The sequence below is a fragment of the Waddlia chondrophila WSU 86-1044 genome, assembly GCF_000092785.1.
Lineage (GTDB): Bacteria > Chlamydiota > Chlamydiia > Chlamydiales > Waddliaceae > Waddlia > Waddlia chondrophila.
This window is the reverse complement of sequence record NC_014225.1, coordinates 1,483,063-1,501,407: the sequence shown is the minus strand read 5'-3', so window position 1 is coordinate 1,501,407 and position 18,345 is coordinate 1,483,063. Positions and strand designations below refer to the sequence as shown.

17 protein-coding genes and 1 tRNA gene are annotated in these 18,345 nt (G+C 43.9%); 5 read left to right on the top strand and 13 right to left on the bottom strand.

What is annotated here, in order from left to right:
- Positions 1–73 precede the first annotated feature (73 nt).
- Positions 74–1,261, top strand: coding sequence for a DEAD/DEAH box helicase (locus WCW_RS06800; RefSeq protein ID WP_013182470.1), 1,188 nt, complete (start codon positions 74–76; stop codon positions 1,259–1,261).
- Here WCW_RS06800 and WCW_RS06795 read toward each other — a convergent pair.
- From WCW_RS06795 to WCW_RS10475, 3 genes are read right to left on the bottom strand one after another with little or no spacing between them, the layout of a single operon-like run.
- On the bottom strand, positions 1,245–2,978 hold the full coding sequence (locus WCW_RS06795; protein WP_013182469.1) for a phospho-sugar mutase: 1,734 nt from the start codon (positions 2,976–2,978) through the stop codon (positions 1,245–1,247). The genes WCW_RS06800 and WCW_RS06795 overlap by 17 nt on opposite strands.
- Positions 2,969–3,748: an Mrp/NBP35 family ATP-binding protein gene (locus WCW_RS06790; RefSeq protein ID WP_013182468.1), complete on the bottom strand. Its 780-nt coding sequence runs from the start codon at positions 3,746–3,748 to the stop codon at positions 2,969–2,971. Before WCW_RS06790 ends, WCW_RS06795 begins: the two co-directional genes overlap by 10 nt.
- Positions 3,738–3,860, bottom strand: a complete 123-nt coding sequence (locus tag WCW_RS10475; protein ID WP_013182467.1) for a hypothetical protein — start codon at positions 3,858–3,860, stop codon at positions 3,738–3,740. Before WCW_RS10475 ends, WCW_RS06790 begins: the two co-directional genes overlap by 11 nt.
- A gap of 124 nt (positions 3,861–3,984) precedes the next feature.
- Here WCW_RS10475 and WCW_RS06785 point away from each other — a divergent pair, with 124 nt between their 5' ends.
- The 4 genes from WCW_RS06785 (at position 3,985) to WCW_RS10285 (ending at position 7,574) form a co-directional block, all read left to right on the top strand.
- Positions 3,985–5,367, top strand: a complete 1,383-nt coding sequence (locus WCW_RS06785) for a sodium-dependent transporter (RefSeq protein WP_013182466.1) — start codon at positions 3,985–3,987, stop codon at positions 5,365–5,367.
- A gap of 237 nt (positions 5,368–5,604) precedes the next feature.
- Entirely contained in the window at positions 5,605–5,967 is a 363-nt protein-coding gene (locus WCW_RS06780; protein ID WP_041941575.1) for a hypothetical protein, read from the top strand.
- Between the two features lie 238 nt (positions 5,968–6,205).
- Positions 6,206–7,234, top strand: a complete 1,029-nt coding sequence (locus WCW_RS06775) for an inositol polyphosphate kinase family protein (RefSeq protein WP_143876367.1) — start codon at positions 6,206–6,208, stop codon at positions 7,232–7,234.
- A 178-nt stretch (positions 7,235–7,412) separates the two neighbouring features.
- Positions 7,413–7,574, top strand: coding sequence for a hypothetical protein (locus WCW_RS10285; protein ID WP_013182462.1), 162 nt, complete (start codon positions 7,413–7,415; stop codon positions 7,572–7,574).
- Positions 7,575–7,604: 30 nt separating this feature from the next.
- Here WCW_RS10285 and WCW_RS06770 read toward each other — a convergent pair whose 3' ends face one another.
- The 10 genes from WCW_RS06770 to WCW_RS06725 all read right to left on the bottom strand — a co-directional run bounded on the left by WCW_RS06770 (position 7,605) and on the right by WCW_RS06725 (position 18,317).
- The gene (locus WCW_RS06770; protein ID WP_143876366.1) at positions 7,605–9,020 is read right to left on the bottom strand and encodes a hypothetical protein; all 1,416 of its coding nucleotides are present in this window, start codon (positions 9,018–9,020) and stop codon (positions 7,605–7,607) included.
- A gap of 84 nt (positions 9,021–9,104) precedes the next feature.
- Positions 9,105–9,842: an ABC transporter ATP-binding protein gene (locus WCW_RS06765; RefSeq protein WP_013182460.1), complete on the bottom strand. Its 738-nt coding sequence runs from the start codon at positions 9,840–9,842 to the stop codon at positions 9,105–9,107.
- On the bottom strand, positions 9,835–10,851 hold the full coding sequence (locus tag WCW_RS06760) for a FecCD family ABC transporter permease (protein ID WP_013182459.1): 1,017 nt from the start codon (positions 10,849–10,851) through the stop codon (positions 9,835–9,837). The genes WCW_RS06765 and WCW_RS06760 overlap by 8 nt, the downstream gene beginning before the upstream one ends.
- A gap of 1 nt (position 10,852) precedes the next feature.
- Positions 10,853–12,085: an ABC transporter substrate-binding protein gene (locus WCW_RS06755; RefSeq protein ID WP_162268160.1), complete on the bottom strand. Its 1,233-nt coding sequence runs from the start codon at positions 12,083–12,085 to the stop codon at positions 10,853–10,855.
- Between the two features lie 60 nt (positions 12,086–12,145).
- Positions 12,146–13,741: a chaperonin GroEL gene (gene groL / locus WCW_RS06750; RefSeq protein ID WP_013182457.1), complete on the bottom strand. Its 1,596-nt coding sequence runs from the start codon at positions 13,739–13,741 to the stop codon at positions 12,146–12,148.
- 45 nt (positions 13,742–13,786) lie between these two features.
- On the bottom strand, positions 13,787–14,641 hold the full coding sequence (gene nadC / locus WCW_RS06745; RefSeq protein WP_013182456.1) for a carboxylating nicotinate-nucleotide diphosphorylase: 855 nt from the start codon (positions 14,639–14,641) through the stop codon (positions 13,787–13,789).
- 80 nt (positions 14,642–14,721) lie between these two features.
- Positions 14,722–15,978 carry an OmpP1/FadL family transporter gene (locus WCW_RS06740; RefSeq protein WP_013182455.1) on the bottom strand — a complete coding sequence of 419 codons (1,257 nt, stop codon included), beginning with the start codon at positions 15,976–15,978 and terminating at the stop codon, positions 14,722–14,724.
- A gap of 36 nt (positions 15,979–16,014) precedes the next feature.
- Positions 16,015–16,830: a 16S rRNA (cytidine(1402)-2'-O)-methyltransferase gene (rsmI, locus tag WCW_RS06735; protein ID WP_013182454.1), complete on the bottom strand. Its 816-nt coding sequence runs from the start codon at positions 16,828–16,830 to the stop codon at positions 16,015–16,017.
- A 14-nt stretch (positions 16,831–16,844) separates the two neighbouring features.
- Positions 16,845–16,915: transfer RNA gene (locus WCW_RS06730), tRNA-Cys, on the bottom strand.
- Between the two features lie 268 nt (positions 16,916–17,183).
- Entirely contained in the window at positions 17,184–18,317 is a 1,134-nt protein-coding gene (locus WCW_RS06725; protein WP_013182453.1) for an acyl-CoA desaturase, read from the bottom strand.
- Positions 18,318–18,345: the final 28 nt, after the last annotated feature.

The following is an 18,345-nucleotide window of genomic DNA, read 5'->3' as shown; positions in this document are numbered from 1 at the left end:
TACATTATGTAATCCTTCTTGGTTGAAAAGGGAAATTTTGATAGAATGGCATTGAAATGAGCGTGCTCAAAAATTGGAAATCAACACTTTGACATTCAACGACTTCAATTTAGACCCTAAGATCATTGAATCTCTTAGGGAAATGAAGTATCTGGAGCCTTCCGAAATCCAGACAAAAGCAATTCCCGAAATTCTCAACAAAAGAGATGTCGTTGCTTTAGCCCAAACAGGTTCAGGAAAGACTGCCGCTTGCGCAATCCCCTTATGCCACATGGTGGATACTAGTAAAGACGCCATTCAGGCATTGGTGATCGTCCCAACGCGGGAGCTTGCTCTTCAGTATGCAACAGAAACGCAGAAAATCGGAAAAAAGAGGGGAGTGCATGCTTTTGCGATTTATGGAGGAGAGGATGCAGATATTCAGGAAGCAAAAATCGGACATCGAGTCCATGTCCTGATTGCCACGCCCGGCCGTCTGATCGACTTTATCTACTCCCGCCGTATCGATTTATCTCAAGTCTTTATTTTAGCTTTGGATGAAGCCGATGAAATGCTCAGCATGGGATTTTATGAGGATTTGGAATTTATCATTAATTGCCTTGTCCAAGAACATCAGATCCTCCTTTTCTCCGCAACAATGCCCAAAGAGATCCGCCGCATTGCAGAAGGGCACATGAAAGATCCCGTTGACATTCTGCTCACCCAAAAAAAACAGGGGCCTAGTTCGATTGAACATCGGTTTTTATACTGCCGGCCGGATCAAAGGGATGCTTCTTTAATTCAACTGTTGAACGAGTGCCAGCCTGTACAGAGCATTATTTTTGGAAGGACGAGATTTCAAGTGGAATCTCTTGCGAAATCTCTGCAAAAAAGCGTGAAAGGGGTCGATTTTCTCCATGGCGCCTTGAGCCAGGATGTGAGGCGGATTGTCACGAGAAAATTTCGTGGAGGAAAGATTCAGCATTTAGTTGCAACTGATGTGGCGGCAAGAGGGCTGGATTTTTCCGAGGTTTCTCATGTGTTTATGTATGAAATGTCGGATGATCCCGATATTTACGTTCACCGTTCCGGCAGAACAGGTCGATTTGATAAACAAGGGATGGTCGTTACATTGGTCACAAAGCGTGATCTTGGAGTATTGGGTAAAGTCTTGAAATTTTTAAAGAAAAAGCCGCAATGGATCGGTCATCCCCCTCCAGAAAGAGTACCTGAGTCAAAGCCAAGAAATAGAAAAAGAGTGCGGGCTAAAAAAGATTCTTAAGGGAATCGAGCAAATGCTGCGCATGCAGTTCCAGCTTGGCCACTCCGTCGTCAATGGAGTGGAATGAATCGCTTTTCACACCGCAGTAAAACTTGACTTTAGGCTCAGTACCGGAAGGTCTGACCATCACTTTGCTGCCATCTTCCAGCCAAAGCCGCAAAGTCTCTGACTTTGGAAGCGAAAGTGGTTCTTTCGATCCAGTGCTCAGGTTGGTTTTTGTCGATGTTTGATAGTTCTCAATGGTTTTGACGATAATGCCGTTGAGTGTTTTTGGAGGGGAATGCTTGATTTTATGCATCCCGCTTTCCATTTTTTCCCTTCCTTCTTTGGTTTCTGGGAAAGTGAACGTGGAGAGTTTCTCGACATGAATACCGTAAGTTTTCCACAATGCATGCAGCTGATCGATGAGCGTTTTCCCTTCCAACTTGGCAGCCAAAGCGGCTTCGGCAATTAAGGTAGACGAGATGACCGCGTCTTTGTCGTGAGAGTGTGTCCCAAAAAGGTAGCCATATGATTCTTCACCTCCAAAAATGAATTGCATTCCTTGAGGGGTGTTTTCCCATTGCTCGATTTTTTCGGCAATGTATTTAAACCCTGTCAGCACCTCGATGCATGCGCCTCCATGTGCCTCGGCAATCGATCTGAAAAGTTCGGTTGTGCCGATTGTTTTGACAAAAGCTGCATTGTCTGGAAGTTTTTTTTCGGCTTTGCAGATATGGTTAAGCAGAAGGCAAGCGACTTGATTGCCATTTAAAAGATGTGTTTTTCCCTGATGCCTAACAGCAAGACCGACGCGGTCAGCATCCGGATCTGTCGCGATGAGAAGATCTCCTTCAACCTCTTTGAGTTTTTTTAACCCGGATTCAAGTGCTTTTTTTTCTTCCGGATTGGGGCTGCGAGCAGTGGGAAAGCTGCCGTCAGGCGCATCCTGCTCCTCCACTGTTGAAACTCTAGTAAAGCCCCACCGTTCCATTGCGCGAGGCATTAAGGTGATTCCTGTTCCATGTAAATTGGAATAGACGATATGGATCTGTTTGCCGAACTTCCGGTTTGTGTCCGGAGTCAGTTGCATGGCAGCGATTGTATCGAGATAAGCGGTGTCGACCTCTTTCAACACTTCTTTGATGAACGGGTGTTTAAGGTCTTCGACTGCATGGACCTCATCAAGGGATGAGATGCGATTCACTTCTTGAATGATTCCTGCATCGTGCGGAGCTACCACCTGTCCTCCATCTTTCCAGTAGACTTTGTACCCATTGTATTCCGGAGGATTGTGGGAGGCTGTGATCATCACGCCTGCGCCACAGTTTAAAAAACGGCAGCCAAAAGAGACGTAAGGAGTGGGGCGCAGCTCTTTTGTCAGGATGGCTTCGATGCCATTGCCTGCCAGAACTTTTGCAGTGCGCTCTGCAAACAGGCGCGAGTTGTTCCGGCAATCGTAGCTGATGAAGACGCGCTTTTTGCTCTCAACACGCTTCATGTAATTGGCCAATCCTTGAGTAGCCATTCCAACAGTGTAGATGTTCATGCGGTTGGTGCCAAGTCCCATTACCGCTCTTAGGCCGCCTGTTCCAAAGGTTAGCCGTGTATAAAACCCTTCTTCGATTTCGTTCGGATGTTCTTTGATTAATCGCTTAAGCTCTTTTTTTATTTCAGGAGCAATATCGGCATCCAGCCAAGTCTTTAAATTCTTTTGTGTTGTTGTTTTTATTTGCATTGATTGAGGAAAGATTCTGCGAGTTGATGGAAATGGCGGCCGCACTGCTCGTCCCCTAAATGTGCTGCAGAGGGGTAGCCTTCGTCGCCTCCTCTTCTGATTTCCGGGATAAGGGGAATACTATGTAAAAGCGTTGTCTCAAAACGTTTTGCAAGCTCTGCACCTTTTCCTTCTCCAAAAATGGGATAGGTTGTTTGGGAGCCGGAAGGGGTGAATCCCGCCATGTTTTCAATAATGCCGATCAAAGGAATATTAAGCTGAGAAAAGGCGTTGATCGCTTTGATGGCGTCTAGCATGGCGACTTCTTGAGGAGTGGTTACGATTAAAGCTCCTTGAATTGGGAGGAGTTGAGACAGCGATAGCGGTACATCGCCTGTGCCTGGAGGGAGGTCGATCAGAAGGAAGTCCAGCTCACCCCATGCGGCATCTTGCAGCATTTTTTGCAGCGTCGAGTGAAGCATCGGCCCCCGCCAAACAACGGAACGCGCTTCCTCAATGAAAAAGCCCAAAGAGATCACTTGAATGCCAAACTTCGTAAAAGGGATGACCTGTTCCCTGCCGTCGCCGTCTTCTTGCACTCTTGGCGACAGCCTTCTAAGGCCCATCATGATCGGAATGGAGGGGCCATAGACATCCGCGTCCAAAATCCCTACTTTGAGCCCTTGCCCAGCGAGAGCAACGGCTAAATTAACCGTTACTGTAGATTTTCCGACGCCTCCCTTGCCGGAACCGACAAAGTATGTTTGTGGTGGAGAGGGATTATTCTTCACGGTCTTCTAAAATTTGTTTGATGCCTGCGATTACCATGAGGATGAGAAACACGATGCAGACGCCGCCGACGACTGCTGCTTCAATGAATAAATTTGCGAATAAAATTTGCATCCGTCTTTAATATTCCGAGTGGATTGACTTCGCTGCTAAGAGTAGTTTAGGGACTGTCCATTTGTCAAGAAACATCTCGACATGTTAGACTGTCTTCGCAATACACCATCATGCAGTTTTTTTTATGCAGAAGCAACGCGAACATTGGAGCTCCCATTTAGGTTTTATTTTGGCTGCCGCAGGCTCTGCCATTGGATTGGGAACGCTTTGGAAATTTCCCTATGTAACGGGGGAGAATGGGGGAGGTTTATTTTTTCTCATTTATCTTTTTTGCGTTGCGTTTGTCGGCATCCCGGTTTTTGTTGCCGAACTGATTCTGGGGAGAAAAGCGCAAAGAGGGGCAGTCGGAGTCTTTGATAAGCTTGCTCACCACTCCTCTTTTTGGAAGCTGCCGGGTTGGTTGGGAGTCATTGCTTCATTCGTCATGATGTCTTATTATAGCGTGGTTGCTGGATGGGGATTGAACTATGTCTTTATGTCCCTTAGCCAGTTTTATCAAGGGCGGTCGTCTCAAGAGATTTCTCAAGCTTTTGATGTGTTAGCAGCTTCTGGTGATATCACACTATTTTGGCATTTTGTGTTCCTCTCGATCACGATGGCTGTCGTTTATCCCGGAATTAGGCATGGGATTGAATATTGGAGCAAATTCATGACGACCAGTTTGCTGATCCTGCTTGTCTGTCTTACGGTCTACAGTTTTACGCTCGAGGGGTTTTCCGAAGCGGTTTCTTTTTTGTTAAAGCCAGATTTTAAAGAGTTTAAGCCCTCTTCGGCGCTGGAGGCTTTGGGTCTTTCATTTTTTACTCTGAGCCTTGGTCAAGGGATTATGCTGACTTATGGCAGCTACATGCGCAGGTCTGAGGACATTCCAAAAACAAGTGGAATTATCGGGGGGATGATCTTGCTGATTTCTTTGTTAGCGGGTTTGATGATCTTTCCAATTATTTTTACCTTTGGCTTTGCTCCTCAATCGGGCCCGGGACTGGTATTTAAGACGTTGCCTGTTCTTTTTGCCCAGCTGCCTGGATCTTTGCTCATTTCCACAACATTTTTTACTCTTTTTGTGTTTACTGCGCTTACCTCTGCTGTTGCACTCGTCGAGGTGGTTGTGGCAAATTTTATGGATCTCATGGGGTGGTCGCGCCGCCAATCGGTTTTGGTTGTCGGGGTTTCAATCTTTATTTTCGGCATTCCCAGTGCTTTATCGAACTCGGATATGTTATTTGCTAATTGGACAAAACTCTATGGCAAATCTTTCTTTATGACTTTTGACGATCTTGTGTCTGTATGGCTCCTTCCCGTCGGCGGATTTTTGATCGCAGTTTATACTGGATGGTTTCTAAAAAAAGAGATAGCGGAGGAGGAGTTTATCTCTGGAACGACTCTTCCCTGGCTGTTTAAGCCGTGGCTCTTTTTTATCAGATGGGTGGCGCCATTGGCAATCGGCATCATTATGCTTCAGAAAAGCGGTTTAATAGACATCGATACGCTCTTTAATCAATACTAGAGCGTGTCGTCAATTAGCTAAACATGCATCTTGCAACCTTTTTTATCTTGAGAAAATCACTTTCAGACTCGTCACTGTGTCCAGTTTGCCTCGTCTTCCAAATGATCCTGTCAAGGTAAAAATCGACGGCACACCCTATTATCGTACCCAATTAATTTTTAAATATTTCATTATTTATCCTTTCTTTACATATTTCTGATAATTTTATAGGTAAATAAATTATTTTTATTCATGAGTATGTCATTAAAATTAGAAGATTACAATGTTACTTTTTCCTCTATGGAAATGAATGCGTCTGTTATGAAAGAGGCAGGCTCTAACGAGCAACTTGATTTTCGACTTGTTCATAAAGATTATAAAGAAAATATTATTGAATGTAGAGCAAAAAAAATAAATGATTGTTTTAGAGAAGCTCTTACATATATGAATTTATATGAAGAAAAATCTTCTTTAACCTCTGTCCTTCCTGAATTTATTGGTGTTTATGATAGTGATGAGGAAAATTTTCTAGACAAGCAAGCTGTTGAGAGTCTCAAGGGGCAAGATCTTGAGGGTAGGAACTATTATCTGATTTTAAAAAATTGCACAAAAAAAATTTGAAGATGGAAAACGTTTAGATGTTGGAGCGAAAATTCAGGACTTTAAATTTTCAACGCACTACATGAATACAGCAAGTAAAACAGAATTTGTTTCCAATCGTTTTTTTAAGAAAATATTTTTTTCATTATCGGATTTTCCGTTTGTTTATCAAAAATGTTGCAAATCATCATTTAAAATTATTTATATTATTAAAAGTATTTGGAATCGTATTTGTGCGATCATTAACACTAAATCAGAAATGAAAAAGCAGTTTCAACGTTTGAACGATGAAAATCTTGCAACGGCCATCGATAGAATTAAAAAAATTAGATCAACTTTAGAAGAAAATAATTTTATCGCATTTGATAGTAGTTTGTTGTTTGTTCCTACAGTTAAAAAAGTTGATGGCCAAAGCTTGCATGACGTTGATATTCATCTCATTGACTTAGGAGATCTCACACATCGTGATGATATGGATGAGGAGACTTATAAAGAGACGAAGCGTGAGATGTTAGAAGCTGTTGAGAAAGCCATGAAATGTGCGCAAGCAATTCAAGAAAAGCGAAATGCAGCTTTTTCCTCTTTGCATCTTAATCCGTCGTACACATTTGAAGCTCTTCCTATTTTACATAATCAGAAGACTTATCATTTTCGCGATATTCTAAAAAAGGAATTTAAAGTTTGGCGGAAAAGTGAATCTGCCAAGCTGGTACGATTTGAGAAGTATATCTCGGATAAATTTAAGGAGAATCCTAAATTTTTTGAGTGTTGCAAAGCTCATCAAGTGCGTTATCTTTCTGAAGATGAGCGCATTCAAACTCAAGTTCAAATTGAAGATGGCGTTTTGAAGCAGATAGGGTTGGATCATGATGGTGGGGTTCGACTAATGCCTGAAGGAGAGTATTATTTTGTGATTAAGGATAATGCTCTGTATTGCCATCCCAAGGGATCTACAGGTAGCGGAGTTGTTCAACATTCGAGCTTTTTCTCAGGGGAAAAGGTTGATTCTGCTGGGTTGTTAGTGGTTGATGAAGGGGGAAAAGTTAAAAAGATGATCAATCACTCAGGATATTATCTTCCAGATGCTGATGCTTTGTATACAGCTTCCCGTTTTTTCAAAGAAAGATTGCCTTCCGAAGAGTTTCAGAAGATTACAATCAACTTTGTGAATATGAAAGGAAATCTCAAAAATCTTGCCGGATGGGTCTATAAACGCTTTAAAATAGAGCTTTTTTCTAATAAGCATGCGATCAATGACTGGATACGTCATTATGAGATAGGCTGTTGACGATCGTTGAAGTTTTTTAAATAATTTGTTATCATTGTGGTATGAGGGTATGTAAATTCCACATACAACATGTTCTTATGTATTTCAATAACAAAAAATTAGCAATCGGTTTGTTTGTCTACCAATTTTTATGGACGAATTCATTTCAGTATATCTAAAAACCTCAAGGAGGATTCATATGAAAGACGCTAAGAACCATCTCAAACATCTGCAAAAGAAAGTGATTCAATCTGCTAGAAAGGAGGAAACAAAAAAAAATACCGGTCTCCTATCGAAGGAAGAGCGAGTGGTTGAATTTAAGCGTCCAAAAACCGTACTAAATAAAAGGAAAATTGCCTGATTGACGACACACTCTAGTGAGTAGAGGAAGCTAATCTTCTCTACTCACTAAGCATTCCTTGATGCCTTCCCCCCAACAATCGCAAAAATAATTATGCCCACTGCCTTCAAATGTGTTGGTATCAATAGTGGGAAGGGTGAGTAACGTTCCTTGATGGAGATTTCCTGCGAGGATAAAAATTTTCTGATAAATTTGGTCAACAACCGCCTCGTTTTGATAATTACGCGAGCCTAATTCGAAGAGGCTAGTTTTAATGAGGCGTTCAATTAATAATTCTCTATCTTCAGATGTCAATGTATTTAATAAAAATTTAATCTCATCGATTTGAGTTTTTCTTTGGTTATGCGGCTTTAGTTTCTCAAAGGAAAATTTTTTAGGACAACGATTTTCCCCTTCGATCTCAATAAGTTGAGCAATGTTTGAAAGGGGAATTGTACAGTCTGCCATATAATTTTCTAAATTTTCCCAACCTTCTTCAAAACTGTTGGCGATGTCAAGATATTTTGCCCACTGATGTTCATGCATCTTTTTTACAGCTTCTTTGACACAAGTTTTCAGGTGTTCGTGATATTTTGTTTCAGCCTCATTGAATTGGGCAAGGATCACTTCATGAGTTTCTGTTTCTAAAATCAAGTTTGATTCGATGAAGTGATTTTGCTGCATGTACTGGTCGACAAGGCCGGATAAACCTGAAAGGACATGATCACAGATGAACTCATCAAGGTTGAAATTGTTTAACCAGTTTCTGTTTGAGGGAGGATGGGCAGCGATGTAATCTCTGGCGTATTTTGCGGTATCACAAGCTTCTTGATTGCCAAGCATTGAATATTCTCTTTCCAGAGATCTGGTGATGTTTGCAAAAGCAATGGGTGTTCCTTCAATGATTGCTTGATTGCTTCTAGCTAAAGGCGAGCCATCCTTCTTTCCTTTGATCGAATTGAACAGAGTGGTGCAAAATAATTGTGCCAATGCAGCTGAGGATAGGTAAGCTGTGCCGCTTAGCATGGAAATCACTGTGTGTTTTTTAGGAGCGGCCCACTCTTTTTCTTTGTCAAGAATGAAGATAAGAGAGGGAATTGAAATCGAGAGAGTTGCCAGACTGTGCAAGCTGCATGCCAGAGCTTTGGCGCTGTATTTTTCAATGGCAGCGCTTTCCCGGAAGATGATTAATTGCGAAAAGGCGCCAATCATGCAAAAAATTCCGGATACAGCTCCTTCAATCAAGGAAATCTGGATTGTTAAAAGATAGGAAGAAGCGAGGAAAATTCTAGTGAAAATTTTAAAGGATGTTTTTTGCCAGCTTTTTTCCAATTGAATTTTCGACATTGAGGCAAAAAGATGTTGAGCGCCTTGAAAAATACGTGGAGATAAAAGTTTGCAATGGATGACGTTTTCGTCAAGATAAGGGGTTCTGTAACTGATTGCTTGTACTGAGTCTGTCATCATGTTCTTCTGTTTTAAGTTTTTCGCAGATATACCGATCATTTTCCAATAATGACCGCTATAACAGAAGTTGAATAAAAATCCAAATTAAGAGGGTGTTTCAAATGTTATCGGACGAAAGTTTGCAGATTCCACAACTCCAAAGACTTCAAGAAGGCGTTGAGGAGTCATCACTTGATCGAACTGTCCATGGCAGACACAGCGTCCTTGGTTCAAAATTGCAACCTCGTCGCAAAACCTTTGTGTGGCTGCTAAATCATGATTTGTCACAATAATTGTCTTATCTTGTTCTGCCAGTTTTCTCAATAACTTCCAAATCTCCAGTTGGTGTTTAATGTCCAAGCTGGCTTCAGGCTCATCTAAAAGAAGGATCGGAGATTCAGTGACCAGGGCTCGCGCGATGTAGACGCGTTTGCGCTCTCCATGGGAAAGGTGCAGAATTGAACGTTTTCTTAAGTGCCAGGCATCGACGGTATTTAGAGCTTTTTCAATTTCTGCATCGCAGTGTTTGCTTCCATAAGGATACCTTCCCATCCGAACCATCTCTGCGACAGTAAAGTCAAAATGCACTTGAGGATTTTGAGGCACTAAGGAGATCGTACTGCTGATCTGTTTGCGGGAACGGGCTAATAAAGGTTTTCCCTTCCATTTGACGATCCCTTTTGTGGGATTCCAAATTCCGCTCAATGTTTTTAAAAGAGTAGATTTTCCCGATCCATTAGGACCTAAAATTCCATAAAGAATCCCGGGAAAAAAAGATAAATTGATGTTTTCCACAAGCATTTTACCATCTATGGAGTAGGCAATGTTTTTTGCCTCAAGCATAGCGCGTATCTCCCGACTCTTTACCCATATTGATCAGTAGTGTTAGAAAAAATACACCTCCGAGGATTGTGGAGATGTTTCCGATTGAAAAGGAGTGAATTTCAAAGATGCGCAGCAATAAGTCAAGGAGTACAAGGGTTGTGCTTCCAGCCAATAGATTCAACTGGATGAAATTGTGGCTGCCTGTGCCGAAGAGCTTGCGGATGACGTGAGGAAGAACAAGTCCGAAAAACGCGATCAGTCCCACAGCAGCCAAGGCGCCTCCGGTGAGAAGAGCAACACATAAAAACAGCCTCCAGCGCACTTTTTCGACTTCAACACCAAGGTTTTTTGCCTCCTCCTCTCCAAGAGCTAAAATGTTGATTTCTTTGCTATAGGCCCAGCAGCCGATAAGCCCAACGATTGTGATCGGCATTTGCATATGGACATGCTTCCAACTTCTATCGGCAGTAGATCCCGCTTCCCATTCTGTAAGTGTTTGAATCAGTTGCCAATGATCTCTCAAAGCATAGGTAATCGCTCCCTGAACAGCTAACAATAAAGTCGAGACTGCAATTCCTGTAAGGATCAATGTGGAAATTTGGACGGTTCCGTTTCGCTTGGATAGAGCGTAGACAACCAAAAGGGTAGCCAGGCAACCGATAATGGCAGCAAGAGGGATGGAATAGGGGTATCTTGTCTGCCATTGCAGCATGAAGGCAAGCGTCACCATCAAGCTTCCACCGCAAGACATCCCTAAGATGCTTGGCGACGCCAAGGGGTTATGAAACAACGCTTGCAACACGGCTCCGGATACAGCTAAAGACGCTCCGGTACAGATAAGGACGAGAAGGCGCGGAAGCCTTTCGTCCAACAGGGGACTCCATGCATGAGAACGGCCGAATAAGCGATCGGCAGCTCCTTGCAACACCTCTTCTAACGGAATAGCACCGGTTAGCAAGGTCGTCACACCGCCGAACATAAGCAGGGAAGCTAACACGAAGACTATTTTTTGAAAGCGGCGTGTCATTTCAGTATCTCATCAAGGATTGAGCGATGTCGTAGTAGGTAAGCACAATGTATTGCGTTGGCGCTTGAGTTGTATAATCAATGGTGTGGATTCTTTGATTGACTTTAGCGTTGACTGCATCAAAAGCGGGATTTTTTTCGATATTTTTTTTTAAATTTTCTTGGTCGTTTGTCGCGATGATTAAGAAATCGGGATTTAAATGGATGATTTGCTCCTGATCGATAGGAATTGACCAAAACTTGGCATCGACCTCTTGCTGGGGGATTAGCGAATAACGCAGCCTATGCAGTCGATGAAGCAGATCGCCGGCAATGGTGCGGTCGGTAGGAACTGAAAACTGCGCGTAGTGGTTTAAAAACATCACACGCGGCTTTTCATGATGCTGATCCATGTCGTGCAGAAGTGCGATGAGTCTGTTATCGATCGCAAGCATTGCCGATTCGATGAACAGAGACAGCACCTCTGCTTGGAGGGGGTGGTTGGCAACATTGCCGATCCGAGCGATTGCATCTGCCACTTGATCGACGGTTTTCATCTCTTTCAACGTGAAAAGGGAAATCCCTTGATTCTTAAGCATTTCAAGTGTTGCCGGATGGGAATAGTCGGCGACAAAAGCCGTTCCAGGATGCAATCGATAGAGCTGTTCAGAATTGGTGCGGCCAGTATCCAAGGGGATTTGATCTGTCAATACTTTAGGGTAAAGGTGGGTTTGTGCACGCATTCCTTTGGGGAGAGCGGCAATCTCTTGTGGAGAAGCAAGGGCAAGAAGGAAGCTGGCTGAGACAAATGTTTGTGGAAGGAAAATCTGTTGTGTTGTGGACGGTTGGAAAGGGATTCCCTCATCATCAAAGATGATGAGGCTTCTGGCTTGGCTTTCTAGCTCAAGATCCTTTTCTTTGATTTTTCTGCCGATCATTTGGCTGCGGATAAATGCATTGCGATTGAGTTTTCGAATACCGATTAATCCCTGGCTTTCCAAAATTTGAGCGTCGACATCCCATTCTTTCATCAACCGGGTCATCAACTCGATATCGCCGCTAAGGGCAGATTTGATTTCATCCCTTGAAAAAGAGGAAAGGTAACTGGAAAATTCAGGAACCGTAAATGCCTTTCGGTGTTTGATTGCAGAAAAATTCTTTTCTGGACGCGAGGGGTGTTTATCAAAAAAAGCCAGGGACCACCATCCAAAAATAAACAGAATAGGAATTGTGTAAAGGGCAATTTTTGATTTCATGGGTGGGGAATGATTAGCCGCGCCTGCGATCGTGTGGATCATCGGCGCGGCAATTAACGTTTATTCTGTTTCTTCGTCTTCTTCAGCGTCGGTGATCAGCGCTTCAGAGATTAGAACGATTCCTGCTACAGATGCTGCGTGAATCAGGCTGTTGATCACAACTTTTGCAGGATCCACGACACCGGCTTTTACCAGGTCTTCCACTTTTTCTGTCAAAACATTGAAACCGCAGTTTGTGTCGGCATTTTCCACTTCCATTAGGATAACGGAGCCGTCGAAGCCGGTATTTGCTGCGATTTGCTTAAGCGGAGTCCCGCATGCTTTTGCTACGATTTGCGATCCTACAGCCTCGTCGTTTTCAAGCTTTAAGGATTCTAAGGATTTTTTCGCTCGGAGCAATGCAACGCCTCCTCCGGGGACGATCCCTTCTTCGATTGCAGCTTTGGTGGAACTCAGGCTGTCTTCGAAAATTTGCTTCTTTTGCTTCATTTCCGGCTCTGTTGCAGCTCCGACGCGGATCACTGCTACACCGCCGCTGAGTTTAGCTTTGCGCTCTTCGAGTTTTTCTTTGTCATAGGAGCTGCTTGCTTCAGAAATCTCATTTTCAAGCTGGGAAATGCGTGCTTTGATCGCTTCAGAAGAGCCTCCGCCTTTAACAATTGTCGTTCGATCTTTTGTGATCGTGATTTGTTCTGCAGAGCCGAGAACTTCTGGACCTGCGTCTTTTAAAGACATTCCGGTTTCTTCTGTAATGAGCGTTCCGCCTGTCAAGATTGCGATATCCTGCATCATCGCTTTTCTTCTGTCGCCAAAGCCTGGAGCTTTGACAGCGGCTACTTTTAAAGCGCCTCTTAGCCGGTTCACGACCAATGTTGATAAGGCATCGCCTTCCAGGTCTTCAGCAATGATGAGCAGTTCGCGCGAAGAAGCGGCGACAGCCTGTAGGATGGGAAGGATTTCATGGATGTTTGCAATCTTTTTGTCGACCAATAAAATCTGGGCATTGTTCATTGTTGTTTGCATTTTCTCAAGGTCGGTGCAGAAATAAGCGCTTAAGTATCCACGATCAAACTCCATTCCTTCGACAAGATCGATGACTGTTTCTGTTCCTTTCCCCTCTTCAATGGTGATCACGCCGTTCTTGCCAACTTTCTCCATTGCTTCTGAGATCATAGATCCAATAGTTTCGTTGCCCGATGCAGAAACTGTCGCGATGTTTTTGATCTCTTGCGCTGTTTTGATTGGAATTGCCGATTTTTCAACAGCTGCGACAATAGCTTCAACAGCTTTATCAATGCCCCGCTTGACACCGATAGGACTGTGTCCTGCAGCGATCTGCTTGATCCCTTCTTCAACAAGAGCTTTGAGAAGAAGCGTGCCTGTTGTTGTGCCGTCGCCGCATTTCTCTTTGATTTTTTGCACAACTTCCTGAGCCATGGCAACGCCCATGTTAGAGCAGGGGTCTTTTAAATGGATATCTTTGACAATACTGCTACCGTCATTTGTGATCGTTGGCGCTCCCCAGCTTTTTTCCAATCCGACATTCCGTCCTTTGGGGCCAAGTGTAAAAGCGACGATGTCAGCTAGCTGAACGATCCCGTCAAGAAGCTTGTTGCGTGCTTCTTCTTCAAAGATAATTTCTTTTGGTGAAGTCATATTTGTTCTACTCCTTAAATCTGCATATTAATTGAAAACATCTTCTTACTTGAATCGCATCACAATATCCAACGCTGGAACAGAGTGCGTCAGGGAACCAATTGAAATCCCATCGACACCGGTCTCGGCGTATGCGCGAACGGTATCTAGCGTGATGGTTCCGAGAGATTCCAGGTAAACTTTTTTATCCGTTTGATGGATTCTGTCAACGCAGCGCTTAATTTCGATCGGCATCATACGGCTAAGCATAATACCGTTAACATAGGGGTGAAGCGCTTGTTCCAGCTGTTCATAACGTGTGATCTCAACTTCGATGGAAAGGTCCGAACGGTGTTTCTTAACTCTTTCAATCGCATCTTTAATCGGATATTTAGACGTCCCTTTTAAGAAGTAGAGATGGTTTGTTTTGATGATGAATCGATCGTCAAGGGCAAAGCGGTGATTTGAACCGCCGCCGATGTTGACTGAATACTTTTCCAATGCCCGCAGCCCTGGGAGAGTTTTCCGCGTATCGAGAATTTCGCAATGGAGCCCTTTAAGTTTCCTAACGTATTCCGATGTTGTAGTGGCTACTCCGGATGCGTGTTGGATCAGATTCAAAGCGATCCTTTCCCCTGAAAGGATGCCGCGTGCCGGACCGGTGACTTTTCCTATCGTTGTCCCTGCTTTTTGATACGAGCCTTCGTCAACGGACAAGATTACTTCAATCGAAGGATCAATTTTTTGGAAGAGAATTTGAAGAAAAGGGAGCGCAGCCAAGACTCCTGCTTGCTTAAGGACAATACGACCGGAAGTGATCGCTTCCGGGGGGACTAAAATGTTGGATGTGATGTCTCCTGATCGCAGATCCTCCTCAATGGAGATATCGATCAATCGCTCAATCTCTTTTTGGAGATACATGTGGCAGTTCCATAAAATACAGCTTTCTTCGAAGAGAAATTCTATTCGAATAGGGAGTTAAGTAGCAAGTTAAAAAGAGGTTAAAATCTACGTCCCCACGACATGCCGAACATCCATTTTTCTCCTTCAAGATCAACCTCTCCACCGCCGAGATCTTCCGGAATGGAGTTTTGGCCGTAAATGGTTGATTTGAAGCCGTAGGCGCCAAAGAAACTGATTTCATTCAGACATCCGCAGCGCATGGTTCCACCCCATGTGACGTAGTCTTCCAAGACGTTGGGAACCAGAGTATTTGCCAATGTTTCGCTGCTGACGATGGGAGTGCGGTGGTGCCACCAGCCGGCACGGAGGGCAAAATTTTCATCCCATTGCCATTCGAGTCCGAATCGGAAAATTGTTTGATCCCTCCAGCCTAATCCGACGCCTTCTTCCGCTCCGAAGCCGTGTTCTTCTTCAAACGCAGGAAGGAGCCTTTGGTTTAAAGGGCGGACTTGGTTGTATTGCACATGTTCCACATCAAATTCTGCAAAGAGGCCGCAGACCATTTCGATTTGAAGTCCTGCTAAGTAGCGGGCTGGCAGTTCCAGTAACGCTTCATCTGCGACAGAGCCTCGGTAGTCGTTAAACCTTCCAATAATCCAATCTACAGGAGGGGAGTAAGAGAGGCCTAAATTGACGCCGTATGCTAGATGGCTGATCCATCCTACAGTTGCTCCTATGGCGCCTGCATAGTCGTAGCCTTTATTTGTAAATAGGTTGGGATTGGCAGAGTTGAAGTCGTTTGCGAAATTTTCCAATCCATCGATTTTTAGGCGGTGTCCGTGAAAATCGAGTGTAATTCCCAGTGCGTGGTCGCAGCCGAAGAGAATCGACCAGGATGGAGAGGCAACGTAATGGAGGTATTCCAGGCCCAGGTTGCTGGTTCCGAAGAGAGGGTTTGGGGTCTTGTAATCAACTTTGAAATATTCTTGGTTATAAATCAAAAAGCCCCAGGTCATGGTGCATTCGCACATCCTTTGGTTAACGCCGAATTCAGGAACGAAAAGGTTGCTTGCATTGGCGAAGGGGTCGAATATGCCATCGATATTGGCATTTTCTGAATAGGTGTGTCGGCCAAGATTATGGATCCAGGTTAATCCCAGATCCCAGCGGTTTCCGACGAATGCGGCGGCGGCAGGATTATAGGCAATGGTCATCGCATCTTGAGGGGAGGCGGCAACAGCTCCTGCTCTTCCCAGAGCTTTAGGGCTTTTATATAGGTTGGCTTCTAGCGTAGGTCCGAAGAAAAGCGGAAGCAGTGTGAGCGCTAAAGGGATGGTTTTGCGTAGAAATTTCATCGCTAAAGGGTCTCCATTACAAATTCAAAGCAGATCTTAATTTGTAAAAAGCTTTTTGTAAAGCTCTCGCTTTGGCAATCCGGTTTTTTCGGCGGCGAGTTTCAATGCGTCTTTCGATGAGAGGTTGAAAGTGTCCTGAAAATAGGAAATAAGTTCGGTTGGCGAGTAGCTGCACCGGATGACTTCCTCTCCGTTCCCTTCGATGAGTAGGACGATTTCTCCTTTAGGTGCGGCATTTGTATAATGTTCAAGGATGGATTGAACAGAGCCTGTCTGATATTCTTCGAATTTTTTGGTTAGTTCGCGGCAAACGGCAATTTGCGTCTGTGGATTCAAAGTGTTAATTGCTGTTAGCGTTTCTATCAGCCTATGAGGGGATTCGTAAGCAACTGTTGTTCCTGGAAAGAGGAGAGCATCGATGATCGTTTCATGAAGCTGTCCTGTTTTTTTCGGAAGGAAGCCGATGAATTGAAATTTTTCGCTGAAGATTCCGCTTCCGGATAGTGCAGTTGTTGCGGCGCATGGGCCGGGGAGTGCTGAGACGGGAAGTCCTTCTTGACGGCATCGTTTGACCAGGCGTAAACCCGGATCGGAAATTGCCGGTGTTCCCGCATCTGTGATGAGGGAGACCTTTTTGCCGTTTTTTAGTGCGTTGACGATTTCGTTTTCGCGTGCGGCTTCGTTGAATTGATGATAGCTTTTCAATGGGGTGTCGATTTTGTAATGTTTGAGAAGAGTTGTACTGACGCGTGTATCTTCGCAAAGAATCAAGTTGCAAGCAGAGAGTGTTTCTACTGCCCGATAGGTGAGATCTTTAAGATTTCCGATAGGTGTTGGAATTAGATAAAGCATGAAAAATAAAATTAAGGTGGCACCCAGATTCGAACTGGGGATGGAAGCTTTGCAGGCTTCTGCCTTACCACTTGGCCATGCCACCTTTAAAGGGCATTGTTTATAACGGAATTGCCTTTATGAGGTCAACAAAAAAAATAAAACGTTCGTCTATTAGCTCTCAAAAATACATCCTGGAGACAAATCGATCCTTAGGATTAAAATCTTTTTCATCAACATTTTTCCATATTTGATTTTTTGAACATATACCGAATCTTGAAGTTGATTCGGTATAAACGCGAAGAACGCGAAGATTCTAAATGTGGAGTTTAACAGAGCTTCGCGGCTTCTTCGCTATCTTCGTGTTTAATTTCCTATACAGGCAGCGGCTTAAGCCCCATGATGTTGCTTGAAAGCCTTTTCCAATGACGCCAGTCCGATTTAAGGCTCTTTTTGAGCTGTTTGATCTCTTGCTTTAAGTGGATGAGCAGCTCGTGTTGCTGTTCTTTTTTGGCAGTCCTGTATTTCTCCGATAATTTTTTGAAGTCGGCAATCTGTTCCAAAATCCTGTCTGAAACCTCTTGGATATTCTTTTCAAGTTCTTCCTTTTTAATATACCAAAGGTCCTTGAGCTGTTTGGTGAGCAGCCCTTTCCGCTCAAGAATCATCTTCTTCTTGATCGTGTAAGGGTCCATCCGCTTCAGATCCTTGGTCAGGCCGAATCTGTTCAGCGTCCAAATCAACCATTTAGTCGGATCGAAATGATACCACCGTATTCCGTTGCGGTAGTCGTTGGCGTAGGTGTGGTGGTAGTTATGATAACCCTCTCCGAAAGTGACAAGGGAAATAACGAAGTTATTCACAGCTGTCTGCTCTGTGCAGAAAGGCTTGTCTCCCCAAGTGTGAGCAAGAGAGTTGATGAACCAGGTGAAGTGGTGGAGGAAAAAAAGGCGCACCCAAAGAGAGATTACAAATGCGCCTAGATAGTCATTGAGCAACCAGCCCACGAACAGCGTTGCAATAGCGTTGGTAAACACCATCATAAACGGGTAATAGCGGTGCTGGAGCATGACAAGTTTTTTTCGCTCCAAATCGCATACAAGCTTTGATTCGATTTCACGAGGCTTCTCAAGAATCCACAAGCAATGAGCGTACCAAAAACCTTTTTTGATCGAATAAGGATCGTTATCAGTGTCGACATGAGCATGGTGGAGGCGGTGGTCGAACGACCAGCGCAGCACGCTGCCTTGCGCCGTCATTGAACCCAGAAAAACCAGAATCGCTTCAATAACGGGATGCGCTTTATAAGATTTGTGCGAGAAATATCGATGATATCCGGCCGTTATGCTGACTCCCGTTAAGTAAAAAATTCCAATGCTGATCAAAATTAAAGAGAGGGAAGGGGTGTGATAATAGAAATAAAAGGGGAGTGCGCACAGCAAGCCGATGTGGTAAAGGATGATAAAGGCTGCAGGCCCCCAATTGATTCCTCTGGAAGTATCAATCATGATATTTTTCTCGCGTTTTTTATTATTT